Here is a 20007-nt window from a genome sequence, read left to right on the forward strand (position 1 = left end):
GGCTCCCGGATACTTCTGGGCGTGATGCACGAGGGACAACTGGATGTGACGGTCGAGCTGGTCGAAGGGCTCGTCAAGGAGCAGTTCCCGGACTGGAGCGGCCTCGCGGTGCGCGCCGTTGTTTCGCACGGGACGGTCAACGCGGTGTTCCGGATCGGCGACGGGCTGGCGGCGCGGTTGCCGATCCAGCCCGGTGACGCGGCAGACGTCCGGCGAGAGCTCGAGGGCGAGGCCGAGGCCGCGCGGCGACTGCACGCGATGTCGCCGTACCCGACGCCGGAGCCGGTCGCGATCGGCGAACCCACCGCCGGGTACCCGCTGCCCTGGGCCGTGCAGACCTGGGTCGACGGCACCATCGCGTACGACGCCGACGTCGCCGGGTCGTCCGCCTTCGCCGAGGATCTCGCGCGGTTCGTGCTCGCGTTGCGGGCGCAGCCGACCGAGGGGCGAGTGTTCACGGGCGCGTGGCGCGGCGGGCTGCTGACGTCACAGGACGAGTGGGTCGCGGACTGCCTGGAGCGCAGTCGCGGGACGATCGACGTGGACGCGCTCACCAAGCTGTGGGCCGACCTGCGGACGACGCCGCGCACCGAACCGGACGCCTGGACGCACCGCGACCTGATGCCCGGCAACCTGCTCGCCGACAACGGCCGGCTGGCCGGAGTCATCGACGTCGGCATGTTCACGGTCTCGGATCCGGCGATGGATCTGCAGCCCGCCTGGAACCTCTTCGATCCCACCGCCCGCGCGGCGTTCCGCACGGCGCTCGGCAGCGGCGAGAACGAGTGGCGCCGTGGCATGGGCTGGTCGTTCGCCCAGGCCATCGGCTGCCTCTGGTACTACGTCGACACCAACCCCGTCATGTCCCGCACCGCCCACCACACCCTCACCGCCCTGCTCGAGGCGGCCCGACGCTAGAGCACTCTCGACAGGACGTACGTCTGTACGTATATCCGCCCGCACGCCTGAGCCGACGCCGAATCACCCCCGAATCGAGGCACACGTCCTGTCGAGAGCGTCACGACGTTGCGCCGGTATAGCGCCGCAGGCCTGCTTGCCAGGTCAGGAATGCCACCGCGCCGGTGCCGGCTGCAGCGGTGACGCCGGCGAGGATTGTCGAGGGTTGGGCGCCGTGGAGCAGTGCGGATGAGGGGACGCTCGCGATCAGCGCCATCGGGAAGACGTAGGTGAGGAGGACGCGGAGCGGGCGGGCGAAGACGTCTGTCGGGTAACGGCCGAGTTGCCAGGCCGAGTGGTAGAAGACGTCCAACTGCAGCTTCGGCGCCCAGAATGCCAGGCAGGCCAGCAGTACGCTCAACGCCCACGTCACCACCGTTCCCGCCACGACAAGCACCAACCAGCTCACCACACCGCCCGCGCTCGGCGGCCGATCAGCCACTCCGATCCCCCAACTCAGCACACCGACACCGAGCACGACCTGGATCAGTTGCAGCGGCGACGACTGCGACAGGCTGGACAGGAACAGACTCGACGCCGGCTGCACCAGATAGCCGTCCAGCTTCCCGTTGCGGATGCCGGACTCGGGGAACCACGACAGGTTCGGATCGATGAACGTCGTCCGCAGCCCGGTGATCAGCTGATACGTCCCGATCAGAACCAGGAACTCCGCCTTCGACCACCCCGCCAGCGTGTCGGCCCGGGTGAACACGATCAGCACGGCCGCGATCGCCGTACTCAGGCCGGTGAACGCCAGCAGCACGTCGAAGACGAGGTTGACGCGGAACGCCACGCTCCGGCGCAGCGACATCGAGAAGCCTGCCGCCAGCAGACGAAGGAGTTTCACGAGCCCACCGCCGTGTACCGCCGGACGCCGGCCCGCCACAGAACCGCGACCACGCCGACCAGGAGGACCACCCACGCCAGCTGGTAGAGCATCGATCCACCAGCTCGGGTTCCGGCGGCGATCTCCGCCGGAAGACCGATCATCCCGTAGAACGGCAGCACCTCCGCGACCCGGCGCAACCCGTCCGGCAGCAGCGCGATCGGCGCCGCCGTACCGCCGAACAAGAACACCAACTGGCTGCCGAACCCGACCACGGCATGCACCCGATCCGTCCAGAACGCGGTCAGCGACAACAGGAACGTTGAGAGGAAAACGAGGACCGCGGCGAGCACGAGGTACGGCGTACTCCGCAGCACGGCCGGCCACTCGAAGCCCACCTGCAAGGCGATCCCGGTGAGCAGCACGATCGGTGCGCCGAGCACCGTCAGCCAGGCGCGGATCGCGAGGTTCATCCCGATCACGCCGATCACCACCGGCTGCGGCCGGAGCAACTCGTGGCTGAGCGTGCCGTTGTAGATCCGTTCGGAAAACGTGTGCTGCTCGAACGACTCGGTCATCAGCGTCACCAGGATGACCGCGGTGTAGTACCGCCCGATCGCCGGATCGTCCGGAGAGACCGCCGACCAGACGAACAGCCCGATCAGCGGCGCGACCACCGCCTGCACGACGAGCGTCAGCAGGAACCACCACGCGCCGGACCACTCCAGCACCTCCTGGCGGAGCCGGAACCCCAGCAGTACGGCGGTTCTCATCGCAGCCCCTCCCGGTACGCCTGGTCGATGACCTTCTCCAGCGGCGGCTCCTCCACGGCGAGATCCACCACCTCCAGCGCCTGCAGCAACCGCGCCGTCGTGCCCGCGACCTCGTCCCGCAGCACACGCAGAACCCACTGGCCGTCGGCCTTCTCGACCACCTCCCCGAACGCCGACGGATCCTGCGCTGCGGAGATCCGGATCAGCTTGTACGGCGACAGGCGCGCGGACAGTTCCGCCAGCGGGCCGTCGTACTGGACCTGCCCGTGGTCGATCAGGATCAGACGCGGACACAGCGACGCGACGTCGGCCATGTAGTGGCTGGTCAGCAGGACAGTCGCGCCGGTCTGCTCGACGTACTCGCGCACGAACTCGCGGATCAGTCTCGCGGCGCTGACGTCGAGGCCGATCGTCGGCTCGTCGAGGAACAGCACCTCAGGGCGATAGATCAGCGCCATCGCGAGGCCGACGCGCATCCGCTCGCCGAGGCTGAGCGCGCGGAGTTGGCGCTCCAGCAGGGGCTCCAGGTCGAGCAGCGCTTCGAGTTCGGCGAGGGTACGGCGGAACGTCGCGCGCGGCACGTCGTACAGCAGGCGCTGGTACTCCAGGGAGTCCATCACGGTCAGCTCCTGCGAGCCGCCGACCGGCTGACTGCCGCGGACGAACGCGATCCGCTTCAGGAACGTGGAGCGGCGCTGCCACGGGACGTGGTCGAGGACCCGGACCTCGCCGCCGGTCGGGTAGAGGATCCCAGACAGGATCTTCATCGTCGTGGTCTTGCCCGCGCCGTTCGGCCCGATGAACCCGGCGACCTCACCCGGGGCGATCGTGAACGACACCTGATCGAGGGCCTGGACGGTCTTGTACTCACGGCTTACCAGCGATCCGAGGGCCGCGCGGAGCCCGCCTTTGCGCACCGGGGCCTTGTAGGACATCGAGAGGTTCTCCACCTCGACTGCACTCATGGGCCCGACCGTAGGAAGCAAAGACGACAGCTGATGGCTTGTTTTCCTGAGATAGTCGGAAGATGCGCGCCGAGCGGCTCCTCCGACTGCTGCTGCACCTGCAGACACGCGGCCGGTCGACGGTCGCGCAACTGGCCACCGCGCTCGAGGTGTCGCCACGGACGGTCCAGCGCGACCTGGACGCGCTCAGCCTCGCCGGGGTGCCGGTGTACTCGATCCGCGGCCGGGGCGGCGGGTGGACGATGCTGCCGGACTACCGCAGCCGGCTGACCGGGCTGACGCCGTCGGAGGTCATGTCGGTGTTCGTCGGCGCGACCGCACACGTCCTCGCCGACCTCGGCCTCGACGCCTCCAGCGAACTGGCCGTGACCAAGCTGATCGCGTCCCTGCCCGACGGCACCCGACGCGAGGCCGAGTACGCCCGCCAACGTCTCCTCATCGACCACGCCGGCTGGGACGACCGCCGCGAAACCCCCCGCTGGCTGGACCTCTGCCGCCAAGCCGTCTGGGAAGAACGCCACCTGCAGATCACGTACGGCGACACCACAGCGGCAGGCGACGGCGCGACGCCCGACCGCGATAGGCGGCGTCGTGGGCCGTTCGTCGTGGCGCCGCTCGGGCTGGTGGCGAAAGCGCGTACTTGGTACCTGGTCGCTGCCCGCACCGACGGCCGGCTGCGCACCTATCGCCTGTCGCGACTTACCTCGGCCGAGCTCACAGACGACACCTTCACGCGGCCGGCCGATTTCGACCTGGCGACGTACTGGGCCCGAGCGCAGCGCGAGTTCCAGGCCTCACGCCCGACGTACCCGATCGTCCTGAAGGTCCGCGACCACGCCGTCCGCCGCTTCCGCCCCCTCCAACCGATGCTCCCCGTCGACAACAACTGGTGGATCATCCACACCGACCTCGAAAACCCCCACGAAGCCTGCGCCGCCGTCCTCGCCCAAGCCGGCGCCGCCCAGGTCATCGCACCCCCGGAACTCGTCACGCTGGTGGGAGAAGCCGCCCGGGCGATCACGGCGACCCATCGGCCTACTTCGCGCGAGTGAGGATCTCGGGGCCGTCGGGGGTGATGGCGATGGTGTGTTCGGTATGGGCGGTGCGGCAGCCGGTCACGCTGCGGAGGGTCCACCCGTCCTCGTCTGTGACGAGCTCGGCGGTGTCCTGCATGACCCACGGCTCGAGGGCGAGCAGCAGACCGGGACGAAGCTTGTAGCCGCGCCCAGGACGACCCGTGTTCGAGACGTGTGGGTCCTGGTGCATCGTCGACCCGATGCCGTGACCGCCGAAGTCGGTGTTGATCGGATACCCGGCCTTGCTCAGCACATCCCCGATCGCTCGCGAGATGTCACCGATCCGGGCATCGGGCCTGGCAGCGGCGATGCCCGCGGCCAGCGCGCGCTCGGTCGCGTCGATCATCGCGAGGTCCTCGGGCGCCTTCGATTCGCCGACGACGAAGCTGATCGCCGCGTCCGCCGCGACACCGCCCAGCAGCACCGCGAGGTCGAGCGTCAGCAGGTCACCGTCGGCGAGCTGGTAGTCGGACGGTTTCCCGTGCAGCACGGCGTCGTTGACCGCCGTACAGATGTAGTGACCGAACGGCCCGCGCCCGAACGACGCCTCGTAGTCGACGTAGCAGGACTGCGCGCCGGCGTCCGCGATCAGGCCCTTCGTCCACTGGTCGATATCCAGCAGATTCGTCCCGACGCCGGTCCGGCTCTTCAACGTCTGCAGGATGCCCCCGACCAGCGCGCCGGTCTCCTTCGCCTGCGCCAGCTGCCGGCTGTCCAAGATCTCGATCATGCAATAACTATACCGGCCAAACTATCCCGGTACTATCATCGGACCATGGTCAGGCTGCCGCTCACCCCCGCAGAAGTCGAGCGCGGCGAACGCCTCGGCGCGCTGCTCCGCCGCGCCCGCGGCACCCGCTCGATGCTCCAGACCGCCCTCGACGCCGGCGTCTCCCCCGAAACCCTCCGCAAAATCGAGTCCGGCCGGGTAGCCACCCCCGCCTTCCCCACCATCGCCGCCATCGCCGACGTCCTGGACCTCTCCCTCGACACCCTCTGGTCCGAAATCAACCAGCCGGAAACGAACCGACTCGTCTCCTAGGCATCGAAGCAGTTCCGGGTCCATCCGACGCTTCCGCCTCAGACGTTGAAGCGGAACTCCACGACGTCGCCGTCCTGCATGATGTAGTCCTTGCCTTCCATGCGGACCTTGCCTGCCGAGCGAGCGGCGTTCATGGAGCCGGCGTCCATGAGGTCGTCGTACGAGACGATCTCGGCCTTGATGAAGCCGCGCTGGAAGTCGGTGTGGATGACGCCGGCGGCCTCGGGGGCGGTGGCGCCGCGCTTGATCGTCCAGGCGCGGGACTCCTTCGGGCCTGCGGTCAGGTAGGTCTGCAGGCCGAGGGTGTCGAACCCGACCCGGGCGAGGACGTCGAGACCGGGCTCGTCGATGCCCATCTCGGACAGCATCTCGCGGGCCTCGTCCTCGTCGCCGAGCTCGACCAGTTCGGCCTCGAACTTGGCGTCCAGGAAGATCGCCTCGGCGGGCGCGACCAGGTCCCGCATCTTCTGCTTGAGGTCCTCGTCGGCCAGCTCGTCGGCGTCGCAGTTGAAGACGTACAGGTACGGCTTGGCGGTCATCAGCATCAGCTCGCGGATCGCGTCGCGGTCCACGTCGGTGGCGATGATCGGCGTCCCGGCCTCGAGATGCTTCTGCGCCTCCCGGACCGCCTCCAGGACGACGGCGCTCTCCTTCTTCAGCCGGGCTTCCTTCTCCAGCCGCGGGATCGCCTTCTCGACGGTCTGCAGGTCGGCGAGGATCAGCTCGGTCTGGATGGTGGAGATGTCGTCGGCCGGCGACACCTTGCCGTCGACGTGCGTGACGTCGTCGTCGCGGAACACCCGGGTGACCTGGCAGATCGCGTCCGACTCGCGGATGTGGCTGAGGAACTTGTTGCCCAGCCCCTCGCCCTCCGACGCGCCGCGGACGATGCCGGCGATGTCGACGAACTGCACGGTGGCGGGAATCACCTTCTGCGAACGGAACAGCTCGGCGAGCTTGGCCAGCCGCGGGTCCGGGACGCCGACCACGCCGACGTTGGGCTCGATGGTCGCGAACGGGTAGTTCGCGGCGAGCACGTCGTTCTTGGTCAGTGCGTTGAACAGGGTGGACTTGCCCGCGTTCGGGAGCCCGACGATTCCGATGGTGAGTGCCACGGGCGTCAAGGTTACGCGGGGGAACCCCAACTACCCCAATCCGGCTAGATGAGGAAGGCCTCCAGCGCGGCGCCGTACCAGCGGTGCGTGCGGCCGATCGGGCGCATGCCGAGCCGGTTGCAGACCGCCAGCGACGCGACGTTGTCCGGGCGGACGACCGCGTAGATCTGGCCGATCCCCGCGGTGAACCCGCGCTCGATCGCGCCCCGCGCCGACTCTGTCGCCAGGCCGCGGCCCCACGCGTCCGGGTGGAAGTGCCAGCCGACCTCGACCTCGCCGCGCCCCGCGGTCCCGTCCGTCGGCTCGGGCAGCGGCGCCAGCAGGACGGTCCCCGCGATCGTCCCGGTGGCCCGCTCCTCCACCGCCCAGACGCCGTACGGCGCCTCGCGGCTGCGCTCGTTCCAGCGCTGGATGGCCTTCGACGCGGCCCCGCGGTCGCTCATCACCCGCGGCTCGGCGCCCAGCCACCGGGACACCTCCCAGCGCCGGTAGATGTCGAACACGCGGTCGCCGTCGGCCTCCGACCACTCGCGCACCAGCACCCGGTCCGTCTCGAACACCACCATCCCCGCCACCTCCCAAGGCTGTTCATATTCGGCCCAACCAGGCGATCGCAAGGAACGTCTCCAGTCTGTGACCACATGGACCGACCGGATCGGACTGCCCTCACGCTTCGTGTTCGGATGCCTGCAGTTCCTGCGTTTCGGGTGGCTGGAGGTGGTGTCGTGCCTGTTCCCGGCGTTCCTGTTCGCGGGGCTGGCGATCTCGAAGTACGTCGCCCTGCCGATCGCCCGGTACGACGCCCTGCTGATCTACTGCCTCGGCCTGACGCTGCTGTTCTGGCTGGTGCGGCTGGAGACGTGGCGGGAGGTGGCGGTGATCTTCGGCTTCCACCTGGTCGGGCTCGGGCTGGAGCTGTTCAAGGTCCGGGTCGGCTCGTGGCAGTACCCGGGCGACGCGGTGACGAAGTTCGCCGGGGTGCCGCTGTTCGCCGGGTTCATGTACGCCGCGGTCGGCAGCTACATCTGCCAGGCCTGGCGACGCTTCGACCTGCGGGTCAGCAACTACCGCCCGGTGCTCACCACGATCGGCGCGGTGCTGATCTACGCGAACTTCTTCACCCATCACTGGATCCCCGACCTGCGGATCCCGATCACGCTCGCGCTGCTCGTCGTACTGCGTGATACCTGGGTCTTCTTCACCGTCGGCGTCCGGCGGTACCGGATGCCGCTGGCGTTGTCGTTCGCGCTGATCGGGTTCTTCCTGTGGATCGCGGAGAACTTCGGCACGTTCCTCGACGCGTGGAACTATCCGGACCAGGTGAGTGTGTGGCGGCTCGTGCATCCGGCGAAGTTCGGCGCCTGGTCGTTGCTGGTCAGCATGAGCTTCGTGCTGGTCGCCAGCGTGAAGTCGCTGGAGGGCCGGCTGTACCACCGCGGCGGCGCCGCGACAGTCGAGATCTCACCGCAACACAGCAGCGCCAACCAGCCTGAGGCGTAAGGCGTCTTCCCTTGTGTGAGGGCGCCTGAGGGGGCGCAACTGGGGAAGATCCGCCTGATCTGCAAGGGGAAGTCATGTCCCGGAAGTTCGCAGCATTCGTCGCGACCGGAGTGGCGCTGGTTGTCGTCGCCGGTTCGTTGCTGGTCCTGGCGCTCGGGCACGAAGAGCAGCCACGACCGGCTGCAGCCACCACGCAGACCACGGCGACCCCGGTCCCGGCACCGACCGAGACGCCGACGCTGAACGCGCCGCCGTCGAAGCCGCGCAAGCCGGCGCCGGATCCGACCGCAGCGCTTGCCACCGGCAACAAGAAGGTTCTGTTCTTCAGTTTCGACGACGGGCCGGATCCGGTCTGGACCCCGAAGGTCCTGCAGGTCCTGGCCAAGCACGGGGCGCACGCGACGTTCTTCGAGCTCGGCTCGATGCAGACCGCGCACCCTGGGGTGCGCGAGCAGGTGCTTGCTGCCGGCAACACGATCGGCAGCCACTCGATCACGCACGCCCAGCTGACCGCGGTCTCGCCCGCGAAGCGGCACCACGAGATCTTCGACGGGCCGGAGTCGAGCTGCTTCCGCCCGCCGTACGGCGCCTCGAACCCGAGGGTCCGCGCCGACATCTTGGCGGCCGGCATGGTCCAGGTGCTGTGGGACGTCGACCCGCGCGACTGGGCCCGGCCGGGGACGAACGCGATCGTGCACAACATCCTCACCCACGCGCACAACCACAACATCATCCTGATGCACGACGGCGGCGGAAACCGCGCGCAGACCGTCGCCGCCCTGGACAAGGTCCTCCCGCTGCTCAAGGCGCAGGGCTACTCGTTCCCCGCGATGAACTGCTGACCGGCCGGCCCTCCCGGGTGCACCATGGGCCATGGACGCTTCCCGGGAGTTGCTCCGCCTGATCGGCGGGTACCAGGTGTCGCAGGCGATCTCGGTCGCCGCCCGGCTGGGGATCAGCGACGTGCTCGCCACCAGCCCGCAGACCCTGTCCGAGCTCGCGCAGTCGACCGGCGCCGACGCACCGTCGCTGGCCCGGCTCATGCGCGGGCTGACCGAGCTCGGCCTCTACACGGACGACGGCGGCACGTTCGCGAACACCGAGCTCGGCGCGGCACTGCGGGTCGACGCGCCACGCTCGATCGCCGGATGGGCGCGGTTCATCGGGACGGGCTCCTACTGGCAGACGCAGGCCGCCCTGGAGCAGAGCGTTCGCTCCGGCGAGACGGCATTCTCGATCGTGCACGGCGAGCCGGTGTGGGAGTACCGCGCCAGGCATCCTGAGGAACAGGACGCGTTCGATGCGGCGATGACGTCGATGGCGGACGCGGTGACCGACGCGGTCGTCGCGGCGTACGACTTCGGCCGCTACGGCACCGTGGTGGACGTCGGCGGCGGGCACGGCCGGTTGCTGCTCGGGATCCTCGAGCGCCACCCGGCGGTCAAGGGCGTGCTCTTCGACCAGCCCGAGGTCGTGGCGGGGGCGTCGACCGACCGGTTCCAGGTGGTCGGCGGCGACTTCTTCGACAGCGTTCCGGCCGGGGACGCGTTGGTACTGAAGTCGGTGATCCACGACTGGGCGGACGCCGAGTCGATCGCGATCCTGCGCAACTGCCGGGACGCGCTGCCCGCCGAGGGCCGGGTGCTGCTCGTCGAGCAGTTGCTGGACCGCTCGCCGGATCCGGTGCGGACGGCGTTCTCCGACCTGAACATGCTGATCATGACCGGCGGCCGCGAGCGTACGACGGACGAGTACGCCGCGCTGCTCGCGGCCGCCGGCCTGGACCTGGTCGGCACCGTCGCCACCGCGAGCACGACGTTCGTCATCGAGGCCGCCGCTCGCTGATCCGGAACCGAACCGGACTTCTTCCGGTACTTTCCCGGAACTCCGGGCCCGATCTGCCCAAAACTGTCGGCGGGGTTCGGCACTATCTGTGACATGACGGGTACGACGGTGTTGCTGATCCTGCTCTTCCTCGTGGTGGGGCTGCTGCTGGGTGCTGTGTTCGGCGTGCTGTGGGTGCGCGGTCGGGACGGCGCCGCGCTGGCGCGGATCACCGCCGAGCGTGACGCGGCCGAGGACCGGGTCGTCGAGCTGACCCAGGAGCGCACCAGCGTCGGGCAGCAGATGGGCGGGCAGGCCGTCGTCAAGGAAGCTCTCGATCGCCTGCACGCGCAGCTGAACCAGCTCGAGCAGGGCCGCGCCGCCTGGCAGAGCCAGCTGCATCAGCAGGTGAACGAGGTGCGGATGAGTGGCGAGGCGCTGCGCCGCGAGACGGCGTCGCTGTCGACCGCGCTGCGCAAGCCGCAGGTGCGCGGCCGGTGGGGCGAGCTGCACCTGCGCCGGACCGTCGAGCTCGCCGGGATGGTTGCGCACTGCGACTTCACCGAGCAGACGACGACGTTCGGCGAGGACGGTGTGCTGCGGCCGGACCTCGTCGTGAGACTTGCCGAGGGCAAGAACCTGGTCGTCGACTCGAAGGTGCCGCTGGCGGCGTTCCTGGACGCGAGCGAGTCCGACGACGCGGCGTACCGCGAGGACCGGCTGCGGGCGCACGCCCGGCACCTGCGGACGCACGTGGACCAGCTGGCCTCGAAGGCGTACTGGACACGGCTCTCGCCGTCGCCGGAGTTCGTCATCCTGTTCGTGCCGGGCGAGTCGTTCCTGTCCGCGGCGCTCGACGTCGAGCCGGCCCTGCTCGAGTATGCCGCCGAGCGCCGGGTGATCCTCGCGACGCCGACGACGCTGATCGCCACCCTCCGCGCGGCGGCGTACGCGTGGAACCAGTCGGCGCTGACCGAGTCCGCCCAGCAGGTCTTCGAGCTCGGCCGCGAGCTGTACGAACGGCTCGGCACGATGGGCGACCATCTCGGGCGGGTCGGGCGCTCGCTGACGTCCGCGGTCGAGGCCTACAACGGGACGGTCGGCTCGTTCGAGCGCCGGGTGTTCATCACCGCGCGCAAACTCCGCGACCTGCACGTCACCGAGGCCGAGCTGACCGCGATGGAGTCGATCGAGGCGTCCGTGCGTCCGCTCACCGCACCCGAGTTCGTGGCGCTCGACGAGTCGCCGACGACACGAAGGTGGCCACCGTCCCAGACGGGCTGACCAGTTCCGGACGCTGATCGTCCGGAACCTGGGCTAGCGTGCTCGCCATGAACGATGTCACCCAGACCGAACCGCTCGCCGAGCCGCCCGTCGCCGGAAGCGAGGTCGACACGCTGCTCGGGGCGCTGGAGCGCAACCGCCGGACGTTCGCGTGGAAGTGCGGCGGGCTGGACGCTGCGGGTCTGAAGAAACAGCACCCGCCGTCGACGGTGACCCTCGGCGGGCTGCTCAAGCACCTGGCGCTGGTCGAGGACGACTACTTCACCCGCCGACTGCTCGGCAGGGAGCTCGGGGCGCCGTGGGACACGGTCGACTGGGACGCGGACCCGGACTGGGAGTGGGGCAGCGCGGCCGACGACTCCCCCGAGGAACTGATGGCGCTCTGGGAGGCAGCCGTCGTCCGATCCCGCGCCGCGGTCGCCGAGGTCCTCGCCGTCGGCGGTGTGGACCAGCTCGCCAACTGGACGGGCCGCGGCGGCGCCTCGCCGAGCCTGCGCTACATCCTCGTCGACCTGATCGAGGAGTACGCCCGCCACACCGGCCACGCCGACCTGATCCGCGAATCCATCGACGGCCTCACCGGCGAAGGCATCCCGCCGTCCTGAGCGGATCTGCAGGCCACCACAACCGCTTCCACTCGGCGCATCTGAGCGCGGCAGCCTCGCCTACCCGGCGATTGTGATGGCCCGGCGATCCGGGCCCACCCTGTCGGAAAGCCGACAGTAGCGAGCTGTTGACAGTCAGTGGTCTCCTCACGGAACGATGAGAGCGCTCTCTCAGGCGACGTGAGGAGAAACGAGATGCGCTTCAGAAGCAGAGTGCTGGGTGTCGTCGCGGCTGCGGTGGCTGTGGCCGGGGTGCTGTCGGCGATCCCGGACCGGCCGGCGGACGCGGCTGTGCCGGCGACGATCCCGCTGACGATCACGAACAACTCGGGTCGCGGCGACCCGGTCTACATCTACAACCTGGGCACGAACCTGGCCACCGGCCAGCAGGGCTGGGCGGACGCGTCCGGCGCCTTCCACGCCTGGCCGGCCGGCGGCAACCCGCCGACCCCGGCGCCGGACGCCTCGATCCAGGGCCCAGCCAACGGTCAGTCGACGACGATCCAGATGCCGAAGTTCTCCGGCCGCGTCTACTTCTCCTACGGCCAGAAACTCGTCTTCAAACTCACCACGGGCGGCCTGGTCCAGCCCGCCGTACAGAACCCGAGCGACCCGAACCGGAACATCCTGTTCCACTGGTCGGAGTACACGCTCAACGACGGCGGCCTGTGGATCAACAGCACGCAGGTCGACATGGTCTCCGCCCCGTACGCCGTCAGCGTGAAGGGCGCCGACGGGACCACGAAGACCACCGGCCACCTCAAGCCCGGCGGCTACAACGCCGTCTACAACACGCTCCGCAACACCTCGGGCGGCTGGGGCGGACTGATCCAGACGGCGCCCGACGGCTCGGTCCTCCGCGCGCTCTCGCCGCTGTACGGCGTCGAGACCGGAGCGCTTCCGGCGAGCACGATGGACGACTACATCAACCGCGTCTGGTCGAAGTACAGCTCGGAGACGTTGACGGTCACGCCGTTCGGCGACCAGCCGAACACGAAGTACTTCGGTCGCGTGTCCGGCGGCGTCATGAACTTCACGAACAGCTCCGGCGCCGTCGTCACCTCGTTCCAGAAACCGGACTCGGCCAGCGTGTTCGGCTGCTTCAAGTTGCTCGACGCACCGAACGACCAGGTCCGCGGCCCGATCTCCCGCACCCTGTGCGCGGGCTACAACCGCTCCACCCTGCTGACGAACCCGAACCAGCCGGATCCGAGCGACGCGAACTTCTACCAGGACGCGGTCACCAACCAGTACTCGAAGATCATCCACTCCCAGATGGCCGACAGTCACGCGTACGGGTTCGCCTTCGACGACGTCGGCAACCACGAGGCGCTCGTCCACGACGGGAACCCGCAACAGGCCGGACTGATCCTGGATCCGTTCAGCTGAGGGCTTGACTCCTTCGTTGGTTAGTGGCAGCTTACCGTTCGTGGGAACTTACGGATCACTCGACGCCGCCGGACCGGTGCTGGACGCGCTCGGCGACCCGACGCGCCGGGTGATCCTCGAGACGCTGCGCACCGGCGGGCCGTGCTCGGTCGGCGTACTGGCCGAGCGCGTGCCCGTCAGCCGGCCCGCGATCTCGCAGCACCTGAAGGTGCTCGGCGCGGTCGGTCTGGTGCAGCACGAGTCGCGCGGGACCCGGAACATCTACCGGGTCCACCAGGCAGGTCTCGACGAGCTGCGCAGCTGGCTCGACCGGTTCTGGGGCGACGCGCTGCAGGCGTACGCCGACCATGTGCAGCGGACGGTCAAGCGGACCGAGGAGGAACGGGAATGACTGTGGAACAAGACATCTCACCACTGGTGAAGACCGTGGTCGTGCCGGTCGGGGTGGACCGGGCGTTCGAGGCGTTCACCGCGGAGACGTCGGCGTGGTGGCCGCTGTTCAGCCACTCCGTCGGCGCGGCGGCGGCGAACGAGGTCCGGCTGGAAGGCGCCGTCGGCGGGCGCATCGTCGAGTACGGCGCCGACGGCGAGATCGCGACCTGGGGCACGCTGTCGCACTGGGAACCGCCGGCGTCGCTGAGCTTCAGCTGGCATCCCGGCCAGGATCCGTCGGAAGCCGGGCAGGTCACCGTGACGTTCGAGGCGACCGGTGAGGGCACGCAGGTCCAGCTCGTTCACTCGGGCTGGGAGCGCCGCGGTGACGGCGGCCGGGCCCGGCTCAGCTACGACACCGGCTGGGACTACGTACTGGGCAAGTACGTCGAACACGCACGCTAGCTAGAGTCGCCCGCGTGACCATCAAGTTGAACGACGCCGCTCACCGGCTCCTGGACGACGTGAATCCCGGCGTACTGGCCACGCTGAATCCTGACGGCAGTCCCCAGACCTCCGTCGTCTGGGTCGGCCGGGACGGTGACGACCTGCTGATCTCATCAGCAGCCGGCCGCCGCAAGGTCACCAACGTCCAGCGCGACGGCCGGGTCAGCCTGACGGTCTACGACCGCTCCAACCCGTTGCGGTACCTGGAGGTGCGCGGTACCGCGACGGTGGCCGAGGATCCCGGCCGAAGGCTGGCCGTCACGCTGGCCGAGCAGTACGAGGGCCCTGGCTCCGGAGCCGAGTACCTGGAGCTGCCACCGGAGGTGGTGCGGATGGTCGTCCGCATCACCCCGCAGCGCCTGGTCGGCACCTTCTCCGACTGATCACTGGGCAAGCCGGTCAGGCACGCTCGATAGTTGGGGAATGGCGAATCCTCCCCTCGACGCACGCGCCCTGGAAGCCGCGCTGCGGCCGCATGGCGAGTCCGTCATGCTGCCGCGGGCGGCGTATGTCGATCCGGAGGTGCTCGCCTGGGAACGCCGGCACTTCTTCGCAGGCACCTGGAGCTGCCTCGGCCGCGTCGACGAGCTCTCCGACGGTACGACGTACCGCGAGGTGACCGTCGGCGACATCGCGACCGTGATCACGTTCGGAGACGTGCCGCGGGCGTTCGCCAACGTGTGCCGGCATCGCGGACACGAGTTGCTGGAGCGCGCGGAGTCGGGCAGCCGGCCCGCCCTGGTGTGCCCGTACCACGGCTGGTCGTACGAGCTCGACGGCTCGGTGAAGGCCGCGCCCCGGATGGGCGACGCCTTCAGTACCGAACCGTATGGTCTGGTCGAGCTGCCGACCGAGGTGTGGCACGGCTGGCTGTTCGTGAACGCAACCGGTACGGCGGCGTCGTTCGCGGACCATCTCGGCGGGATCATCGACCTGGTGGCGCCGTATGCGCCGGAAACGCTGGCGCTGAAGGCGCGGCACACGTACGACGTGGCGGCGAACTGGAAGACGATCGTGGAGAACTACCACGAGTGCTACCACTGCCCGCTGATCCATCCCGAGCTGTGCAAGGTGTCGCCGCCGACGTCGGGCGACAACTGGAACCTGCCCGGCGCGTGGGTCGGCGGGCTGATGGACCTGCGGCCGGACGCCGAGACGATGTCGCTCGACGGCCGGTCGCTCGGCGTACCGATCGACGGGGTGAACCCGCGGCAGGTCAACTACCTCGGGCTGTTCCCGAACCTGCTGATCTCACTGCACCCCGACTACGTCATGACCCATCGGCTCGAGCCGCGCACACCGGGCCTGACCGCGATCGAGTGCTCGTGGTACTTCCGCCCCGAGGTGAGCGATCCGTCGTACGCCGTGGAGTTCTGGGACATCACGAACCGCGAGGACTGGGCCGCCTGTGAGTCGGTCCAGCGCGGCGCGGAGTCCCCGCACTTCCGTCCCGGACCGCTGGCGCCCGCGGAGGACGCCGTCTACCAGTGGGTGACGATGCTCGCCCGCGGATACCTCGGTAAGCCTCTCAGCATCCAGTAACGATCGCGGCGGCGGCGCGTGTTCTTCCTTTGGCCTAAGCGTACAAGGAATCGACCGAGCGCCGGCTCGGTTATCCACAGGCTCAGTAGCCCAGCGTGAAACGGCGCTGGTTGTGGGCCGCGGTCTCGGCCTCGTCGACCAGGGCGACGGCGTAGTCCTCGGCGGAGATGTGGTCGCCGACCGGCTCGTCCTGGCCGAGCCGGAAGACGCCGGTGCGCTCGCCCGGGGCGATCACGAACGCCGGCGAGAGCATGGTCCAGTTCACGTCGCTGGCGCGCAGGTTCTCGAGCGCCTGCGAGACGGTCAGCGACTCGCCCTTGTACTCGGCCGGGAAGTCCGGCCCGTCCACCACCCGGTTGCCGTTGACAACAAGGCTGCCCGCGCCGCCGACGACCAGCAGCCGCGTCGCCGTCCCCCGCACGGCGGCGATCAGGTTGTCGACCGCGTCCAGGTACTCCTGGTGGTCGCCGCCGGTCCGGCTCGGCCCGATCGCCGCGATCAGCACGTCCGCGTCCGCCGCCAGCTCCTTGGCCGCCGCCACGTCGTTCGCGCTCGCCGGCACCGCGCGGACGCCGTCCGGCACCTCGCCACCCGAGCGCGTCGCGCCGGCCACCTCGTGACCCCGGCTCACTGCCTCGGCCGCCACCCGGCTGCCGACCATCCCGCTCGCGCCGAACACCGCGATCTTCATCTCTGCTCCTTGTCCGTTGACCTGCGACCGACGGTATCCATTGGTAACTGGCTACTTCAACGTGCTATAAGTACCTTGTGGTAACCAAAGGCGACGCCTTCGACCCGAACTGCCCGACCCGCGCGATCCTGGACCGGATCGGCGACAAGTGGACGGTGCTCGTGGTGCTGAGCCTGCGCGGCGGCCCGCTGCGCTTCACCGAGCTCCGCGACGGCATCGGCCGGGTCGCGCCGAAGGTGCTCACCCAGACCCTGCGCCGGATGGAGCGCGACGGCCTGATCACCCGCGAGGTCTACCCGGAGATCCCGCCGCGCGTGGTCTACACGCTGACCCCGATGGGCGCCTCCCTGACCGCACCGATCGCCGCCGTCACCGACTGGGCCGAGACACACATGCCCGCGATCACCAAGGCCCAGCAGCGGTACGACGAGACCGCCTGAGAGGATCCAGCTCGCCACTCAACCTTTCCTTCGGGTCATGCCATCTCAAGGCTGACCGAGTTGAGTGAGATGGGGGTTGGAATGGATCCAGGACGCGACCACGAATTCGCCGAGTTCGTGGACGGGCGGTTCACCGCGCTGCAGAGGTTCGGTTACCTGCTGACCGGTGAATGGCACCTGGCCGAGGACCTGGTGCAGACCGCGCTGACCAAGGTGTGGTTCCACCGGAACTCGTTGCGCAGCAGCAGCGCTCTGGAGAGCTACACCCGGACCGTGATGGTGAACACCAGCACGCAGTGGTGGCGCCGGAAGTGGCGCGGCGAGACACCGACCGAGCAGCTGCCCGAACCGCAGGCCCGGGAGGAGTACGGCTCGGTCGACGACCGGGACCTGTTGCTGCGGGCACTCGCCGGGCTCCCCCGCCGGACCCGCGCGACGCTCGTCCTGCGGTACTTCGAGGACCTGCCGGAGGCCGAGATCGCGCAGATCATGGGCTGCTCGGTCGGCACCGTGAAGTCCAACGTCTCGCGCGGACTGGCCAAACTCCGCGAACACCACCTGGTGGCCGCCATTTCCGCTCCGGCCCAGAAGGAGGGCTGACGCATGACCGATGATCTCAAGCAGCAGTTCGAACGCCTCGTCGCCGACCCGCCGCCGCTCGGCGCGCGGCCGAGCGAATCCGTGTTCGCCCGGGTCCGTACGGCGCGCCGCCGTCGTACCGCCGGCGTCGTGACCCTGGCCGCGGCGGCCGTCGTCGCCGTCGCCGTTGCCGCGGGCAACCTCACGGACATCAACAGCAGCCCGCCGGTGACCAACACCCCGAGCGCACCGTCCACGGTCGTCACCGGGCCACCCACCGCCACACCGACGAGCACCCCGTCGAACACCCCGCCGAACACGCAGACCAGCACACCACCCGCCGCGCCGGGCACCACCGCGACGAAACCGGCGACGTCGGGTGTGACCGGGGCCGCGCGCACGACGAATACCCCGCCGCCTGTCGCCAACCACACCTCGAACACACCGGATGCCCCGACGCTCGGAGTACAGGTCACGCTGAAGCCGACCGTTCAGGGGCGGACCCTGACCATGAAGGTGACCGTTTCGGGAACCGCGTTGGTGCCGACGGATCTCATCAACCACCGGCCGCTCTCGACCTCGCAGACCACCTTCCTCGACCTTCTGGGTGGCACGCAGTACTTCTTCGGCGACGGCGGCCAGAGCGGCTCCGACGCCGGCGCGGTGGACTGCCTGAGCGGCACGAAGCCGACGACCGGACGGCAGACCTACACACTGCAGGACGGGTCCACGCCGCCCAGCACCCACACGTACGCGATGGCAGGCACCTACACGTTCAAGTACACGGTCCGGTACTGCGGCACCGACGGCTGGGTGCCGGTGACCAAATCCACGAAGGTGACGATCAAGTAGGTCAGATGGTCCAGGCGTGGTCGGAGGTGCCGGTGGTGGGGAGGCCGGCCGCCTTCAGGTCGGTGCGGAGGTCGCGCGGGAGAGCGAACGTCAGGCTCTCCTCCGCGGTCGTGACCTCCTGGACCTCGGCGTACCCGCGCTCGGCCAGCCAGCGCAGGACGTCGCGGACGAGCACCTCCGGCACGCTCGCACCACTGCTCACGCCGACCGAGTCGACGCCCGCCAGCCAGGCCTCGTCGATCTCGTCGGCGAAGTCGACCAGGTAGCCGGCCTTCGCACCGTGCTCGATCGCGACCTCGACCAGGCGCACCGAGTTCGACGAGTTGCGGGAGCCGACGACGAGCATCAGGTCCGCCTCGGGCGCCAGCTTCTTGACCGCGGCCTGGCGGTTCTGGGTGGCGTAGCAGATGTCGTCGCTCGGCGGGTCCTGCAGGTGCGGGAACCGCTCGCGCAGGCGCCGTACGGTCTCCATCGTCTCGTCCACGGACAGCGTGGTCTGGGACAGCCAGACGACCTTCTCGGGGTCACGGACGGTGACGTTGGGTACGTCGTCGGGGCCGTCGACGAGGTGTACGTGGTCGGGCGCCTCGCCGGAGGTGCCGATGACCTCCTCGTGGCCCTCGTGGCCGATCAGCAGGATGTCGTAGTCGGTCGCGGCGAACCGCTTCGCCTCGTGGTGCACCTTGGTGACCAGCGGGCAGGTCGCGTCGATCGTCTTCAGTTGCCGCGCGGCCGCCTCCTCGTGCACGACCGGGGCGACCCCGTGTGCGGAGAAGATCACCGTCTCGCCCTCGGGCACCTCGGCGGTCTCGTCGACGAAGATCGCGCCGCGCTTCTGCAGCGTCTGCACGACGTACTTGTTGTGCACGATCTCCTTGCGCACGTACACCGGCGGCCCGTACAGGTCGAGGGCCTTCTCCACCGCCACCACGGCCCGGTCGACGCCCGCGCAGTACCCGCGGGGGGCCGCAAGCAGCACCCGCTTGGTCTTGGTCGCGGTCGTCGTACCGGTGTCGTCAGGCTGGGAAGTCACGGTCCCCATGGTACGGGCCGCCTCGAACTGCTCCTGATGCACGCCGGATGCGCGCCGGATACACGTCGGGGAGCCGTCCGCCCTGTCCGGACGGCTCCTCCGTGGGAGGTGTTACCGATGAGTCAAGAGTGCCCCGGAAACACCTTCCCCGCAAAGGATTTTCCGGTCGCCCACGTACGCAGCGCCGCGAAGTCGGCGCCGGTGAGCCCGACCCGCGCGTCGACCGGCCGGATCAGCTGGTGCGCACCGGAAAACCGGACGTTCTCGGCCTCCCCCACCTCGTCGTCCACCCAGGCGAACGGCCGATCGCCCACCCAGTCCGCGACGTACGGCGTTTTCCACGAACCGCGCCGGACCGGCGTGCGATCGGGCCACAGGATCGTCGGAAGATCCGACGGAAGCCCGAGCAACGGCGACAGCAGTCGATTCGCGCCGTGCTCCCAACTGGTCGCCCAGACCAGGTCGAAGCTGCCGGCGAGCGCTGCCAATTCGGCGCCGTGGCGCGGAGCGATCAGCACGCGCCAGGTCTTCTCGCCCTCGACGATCTCCCGCGGCCGGTAGCCCGGTGGCGCCTGCTCCGCGCGGTGCGGATTCAGGGGGCCGTCGAAATCCAGCAGCAGGAGGGGGCGCATTAC

Annotated in this window: 25 protein-coding genes; 16 read left to right on the forward strand and 9 right to left on the reverse strand. The window is 69.3% G+C overall.

Annotated elements, in window-relative coordinates:
* The first annotated feature begins 24 nt into the window (after positions 1-24).
* Complete coding sequence (locus tag AB0L64_RS35360; protein WP_363717444.1) at positions 25-918, forward strand: aminoglycoside phosphotransferase family protein; 894 nt, start codon at positions 25-27, stop codon at positions 916-918.
* 100 nt (positions 919-1018) lie between these two features.
* Here AB0L64_RS35360 and AB0L64_RS35365 read toward each other — a convergent pair whose 3' ends face one another.
* From AB0L64_RS35365 to AB0L64_RS35375, 3 genes are read right to left on the reverse strand one after another with little or no spacing between them, the layout of a single operon-like run.
* A complete protein-coding gene (locus AB0L64_RS35365) occupies positions 1019-1804 on the reverse strand; it encodes an ABC-2 family transporter protein (protein ID WP_363717353.1) in 786 nt (261 codons plus the stop codon).
* Positions 1801-2556, reverse strand: a complete 756-nt coding sequence (locus tag AB0L64_RS35370) for an ABC-2 family transporter protein (RefSeq protein ID WP_363717354.1) — start codon at positions 2554-2556, stop codon at positions 1801-1803. Before AB0L64_RS35370 ends, AB0L64_RS35365 begins: the two co-directional genes overlap by 4 nt.
* A complete protein-coding gene (locus tag AB0L64_RS35375) occupies positions 2553-3521 on the reverse strand; it encodes an ATP-binding cassette domain-containing protein (protein ID WP_363717355.1) in 969 nt (322 codons plus the stop codon). The genes AB0L64_RS35370 and AB0L64_RS35375 overlap by 4 nt, the downstream gene beginning before the upstream one ends.
* A gap of 62 nt (positions 3522-3583) precedes the next feature.
* Between AB0L64_RS35375 and AB0L64_RS35380 the strand changes: the two genes are divergently transcribed.
* Complete coding sequence (locus AB0L64_RS35380) at positions 3584-4573, forward strand: WYL domain-containing protein (protein WP_363717357.1); 990 nt, start codon at positions 3584-3586, stop codon at positions 4571-4573.
* Here AB0L64_RS35380 and map read toward each other — a convergent pair.
* Positions 4557-5327 (reverse strand): type I methionyl aminopeptidase, encoded by a 771-nt coding sequence (map, locus tag AB0L64_RS35385; protein WP_363717358.1) that lies wholly within the window; start codon positions 5325-5327, stop codon positions 4557-4559. The genes AB0L64_RS35380 and map overlap by 17 nt on opposite strands.
* A 45-nt stretch (positions 5328-5372) precedes the next feature.
* Between map and AB0L64_RS35390 the strand changes: the two genes are divergently transcribed.
* A complete protein-coding gene (locus tag AB0L64_RS35390; protein WP_363717359.1) occupies positions 5373-5639 on the forward strand; it encodes a helix-turn-helix transcriptional regulator in 267 nt (88 codons plus the stop codon).
* A gap of 38 nt (positions 5640-5677) precedes the next feature.
* Here the strand turns inward: AB0L64_RS35390 and ychF are convergent, their stop codons facing one another.
* Both ychF and AB0L64_RS35400 read right to left on the reverse strand, forming a co-directional pair.
* A complete protein-coding gene (gene ychF / locus AB0L64_RS35395; RefSeq protein WP_363717360.1) occupies positions 5678-6754 on the reverse strand; it encodes a redox-regulated ATPase YchF in 1077 nt (358 codons plus the stop codon).
* A 44-nt stretch (positions 6755-6798) separates the two neighbouring features.
* Positions 6799-7320, reverse strand: coding sequence for a GNAT family N-acetyltransferase (locus tag AB0L64_RS35400; RefSeq protein WP_363717361.1), 522 nt, complete (start codon positions 7318-7320; stop codon positions 6799-6801).
* 67 nt (positions 7321-7387) lie between these two features.
* Here AB0L64_RS35400 and AB0L64_RS35405 point away from each other — a divergent pair, with 67 nt between their 5' ends.
* The 10 genes from AB0L64_RS35405 (at position 7388) to AB0L64_RS35450 (ending at position 15777) form a co-directional block, all read left to right on the forward strand.
* Complete coding sequence (locus tag AB0L64_RS35405) at positions 7388-8254, forward strand: DUF817 domain-containing protein (protein WP_363717362.1); 867 nt, start codon at positions 7388-7390, stop codon at positions 8252-8254.
* 74 nt (positions 8255-8328) lie between these two features.
* Positions 8329-9096 carry a polysaccharide deacetylase family protein gene (locus tag AB0L64_RS35410; RefSeq protein ID WP_363717363.1) on the forward strand — a complete coding sequence of 256 codons (768 nt, stop codon included), beginning with the start codon at positions 8329-8331 and terminating at the stop codon, positions 9094-9096.
* Positions 9097-9127: 31 nt separating this feature from the next.
* Entirely contained in the window at positions 9128-10099 is a 972-nt protein-coding gene (locus tag AB0L64_RS35415; protein WP_363717365.1) for a methyltransferase, read from the forward strand.
* Between the two features lie 93 nt (positions 10100-10192).
* Positions 10193-11362, forward strand: a complete 1170-nt coding sequence (locus AB0L64_RS35420) for a DNA recombination protein RmuC (RefSeq protein ID WP_363717366.1) — start codon at positions 10193-10195, stop codon at positions 11360-11362.
* A 47-nt stretch (positions 11363-11409) separates the two neighbouring features.
* Positions 11410-11967 (forward strand): DinB family protein, encoded by a 558-nt coding sequence (locus AB0L64_RS35425; RefSeq protein ID WP_363717367.1) that lies wholly within the window; start codon positions 11410-11412, stop codon positions 11965-11967.
* A 195-nt stretch (positions 11968-12162) separates the two neighbouring features.
* Positions 12163-13356 carry a glycoside hydrolase family 64 protein gene (locus tag AB0L64_RS35430; protein WP_363717368.1) on the forward strand — a complete coding sequence of 398 codons (1194 nt, stop codon included), beginning with the start codon at positions 12163-12165 and terminating at the stop codon, positions 13354-13356.
* Positions 13357-13396: 40 nt separating this feature from the next.
* Positions 13397-13747, forward strand: coding sequence for a metalloregulator ArsR/SmtB family transcription factor (locus AB0L64_RS35435; RefSeq protein WP_363717369.1), 351 nt, complete (start codon positions 13397-13399; stop codon positions 13745-13747).
* Positions 13744-14193 (forward strand): SRPBCC domain-containing protein, encoded by a 450-nt coding sequence (locus AB0L64_RS35440; protein WP_359926253.1) that lies wholly within the window; start codon positions 13744-13746, stop codon positions 14191-14193. Before AB0L64_RS35435 ends, AB0L64_RS35440 begins: the two co-directional genes overlap by 4 nt.
* Before the next feature lie 14 nt (positions 14194-14207).
* The gene (locus AB0L64_RS35445; RefSeq protein ID WP_363717370.1) at positions 14208-14618 is read left to right on the forward strand and encodes a PPOX class F420-dependent oxidoreductase; all 411 of its coding nucleotides are present in this window, start codon (positions 14208-14210) and stop codon (positions 14616-14618) included.
* A gap of 40 nt (positions 14619-14658) precedes the next feature.
* On the forward strand, positions 14659-15777 hold the full coding sequence (locus AB0L64_RS35450; RefSeq protein ID WP_363717371.1) for an aromatic ring-hydroxylating dioxygenase subunit alpha: 1119 nt from the start codon (positions 14659-14661) through the stop codon (positions 15775-15777).
* An 82-nt stretch (positions 15778-15859) separates the two neighbouring features.
* Here the strand turns inward: AB0L64_RS35450 and AB0L64_RS35455 are convergent, their stop codons facing one another.
* Positions 15860-16468 carry an NAD(P)H-binding protein gene (locus AB0L64_RS35455; RefSeq protein WP_363717372.1) on the reverse strand — a complete coding sequence of 203 codons (609 nt, stop codon included), beginning with the start codon at positions 16466-16468 and terminating at the stop codon, positions 15860-15862.
* A 77-nt stretch (positions 16469-16545) separates the two neighbouring features.
* Between AB0L64_RS35455 and AB0L64_RS35460 the strand changes: the two genes are divergently transcribed.
* From AB0L64_RS35460 to AB0L64_RS35470, 3 genes are all read left to right on the forward strand, one after another.
* A complete protein-coding gene (locus AB0L64_RS35460) occupies positions 16546-16908 on the forward strand; it encodes a helix-turn-helix domain-containing protein (protein WP_363717373.1) in 363 nt (120 codons plus the stop codon).
* A gap of 81 nt (positions 16909-16989) precedes the next feature.
* Positions 16990-17508: a SigE family RNA polymerase sigma factor gene (locus AB0L64_RS35465; protein WP_359926263.1), complete on the forward strand. Its 519-nt coding sequence runs from the start codon at positions 16990-16992 to the stop codon at positions 17506-17508.
* Positions 17509-17511: 3 nt separating this feature from the next.
* Entirely contained in the window at positions 17512-18339 is an 828-nt protein-coding gene (locus tag AB0L64_RS35470; protein ID WP_363717374.1) for a hypothetical protein, read from the forward strand.
* Position 18340: 1 nt separating this feature from the next.
* Here AB0L64_RS35470 and AB0L64_RS35475 read toward each other — a convergent pair whose 3' ends face one another.
* The gene (locus tag AB0L64_RS35475; protein ID WP_363717375.1) at positions 18341-19381 is read right to left on the reverse strand and encodes a 4-hydroxy-3-methylbut-2-enyl diphosphate reductase; all 1041 of its coding nucleotides are present in this window, start codon (positions 19379-19381) and stop codon (positions 18341-18343) included.
* 113 nt (positions 19382-19494) lie between these two features.
* Entirely contained in the window at positions 19495-20004 is a 510-nt protein-coding gene (locus tag AB0L64_RS35480; RefSeq protein ID WP_363717376.1) for an HAD domain-containing protein, read from the reverse strand.
* Positions 20005-20007: the final 3 nt, after the last annotated feature.

The organism is Kribbella sp. NPDC051936, assembly GCF_040680955.1.
Lineage (GTDB): Bacteria > Actinomycetota > Actinomycetes > Propionibacteriales > Kribbellaceae > Kribbella.

What these genes read in the sequence shown, in the direction of transcription:
- AB0L64_RS35360 (WP_363717444.1), top strand. Translation starts at nt 25, where the DNA reads ATGCACGAGGGACAACTGGATGTGACGGTCGAGCTGGTCGAAGGGCTC.
- AB0L64_RS35370 (WP_363717354.1), bottom strand. Translation starts at nt 2,556, where the DNA reads ATGAGAACCGCCGTACTGCTGGGGTTCCGGCTCCGCCAGGAGGTGCTG.
- AB0L64_RS35375 (WP_363717355.1), bottom strand. Translation starts at nt 3,521, where the DNA reads ATGAGTGCAGTCGAGGTGGAGAACCTCTCGATGTCCTACAAGGCCCCG.
- AB0L64_RS35380 (WP_363717357.1), top strand. Translation starts at nt 3,584, where the DNA reads ATGCGCGCCGAGCGGCTCCTCCGACTGCTGCTGCACCTGCAGACACGC.
- map (WP_363717358.1), bottom strand. Translation starts at nt 5,327, where the DNA reads ATGATCGAGATCTTGGACAGCCGGCAGCTGGCGCAGGCGAAGGAGACC.
- AB0L64_RS35390 (WP_363717359.1), top strand. Translation starts at nt 5,373, where the DNA reads ATGGTCAGGCTGCCGCTCACCCCCGCAGAAGTCGAGCGCGGCGAACGC.
- AB0L64_RS35400 (WP_363717361.1), bottom strand. Translation starts at nt 7,320, where the DNA reads ATGGTGGTGTTCGAGACGGACCGGGTGCTGGTGCGCGAGTGGTCGGAG.
- AB0L64_RS35410 (WP_363717363.1), top strand. Translation starts at nt 8,329, where the DNA reads ATGTCCCGGAAGTTCGCAGCATTCGTCGCGACCGGAGTGGCGCTGGTT.
- AB0L64_RS35415 (WP_363717365.1), top strand. Translation starts at nt 9,128, where the DNA reads ATGGACGCTTCCCGGGAGTTGCTCCGCCTGATCGGCGGGTACCAGGTG.
- AB0L64_RS35420 (WP_363717366.1), top strand. Translation starts at nt 10,193, where the DNA reads ATGACGGGTACGACGGTGTTGCTGATCCTGCTCTTCCTCGTGGTGGGG.
- AB0L64_RS35425 (WP_363717367.1), top strand. Translation starts at nt 11,410, where the DNA reads ATGAACGATGTCACCCAGACCGAACCGCTCGCCGAGCCGCCCGTCGCC.
- AB0L64_RS35430 (WP_363717368.1), top strand. Translation starts at nt 12,163, where the DNA reads ATGCGCTTCAGAAGCAGAGTGCTGGGTGTCGTCGCGGCTGCGGTGGCT.
- AB0L64_RS35440 (WP_359926253.1), top strand. Translation starts at nt 13,744, where the DNA reads ATGACTGTGGAACAAGACATCTCACCACTGGTGAAGACCGTGGTCGTG.
- AB0L64_RS35450 (WP_363717371.1), top strand. Translation starts at nt 14,659, where the DNA reads ATGGCGAATCCTCCCCTCGACGCACGCGCCCTGGAAGCCGCGCTGCGG.
- AB0L64_RS35455 (WP_363717372.1), bottom strand. Translation starts at nt 16,468, where the DNA reads ATGAAGATCGCGGTGTTCGGCGCGAGCGGGATGGTCGGCAGCCGGGTG.
- AB0L64_RS35465 (WP_359926263.1), top strand. Translation starts at nt 16,990, where the DNA reads ATGGATCCAGGACGCGACCACGAATTCGCCGAGTTCGTGGACGGGCGG.
- AB0L64_RS35470 (WP_363717374.1), top strand. Translation starts at nt 17,512, where the DNA reads ATGACCGATGATCTCAAGCAGCAGTTCGAACGCCTCGTCGCCGACCCG.
- AB0L64_RS35475 (WP_363717375.1), bottom strand. Translation starts at nt 19,381, where the DNA reads ATGGGGACCGTGACTTCCCAGCCTGACGACACCGGTACGACGACCGCG.
- AB0L64_RS35480 (WP_363717376.1), bottom strand. Translation starts at nt 20,004, where the DNA reads ATGCGCCCCCTCCTGCTGCTGGATTTCGACGGCCCCCTGAATCCGCAC.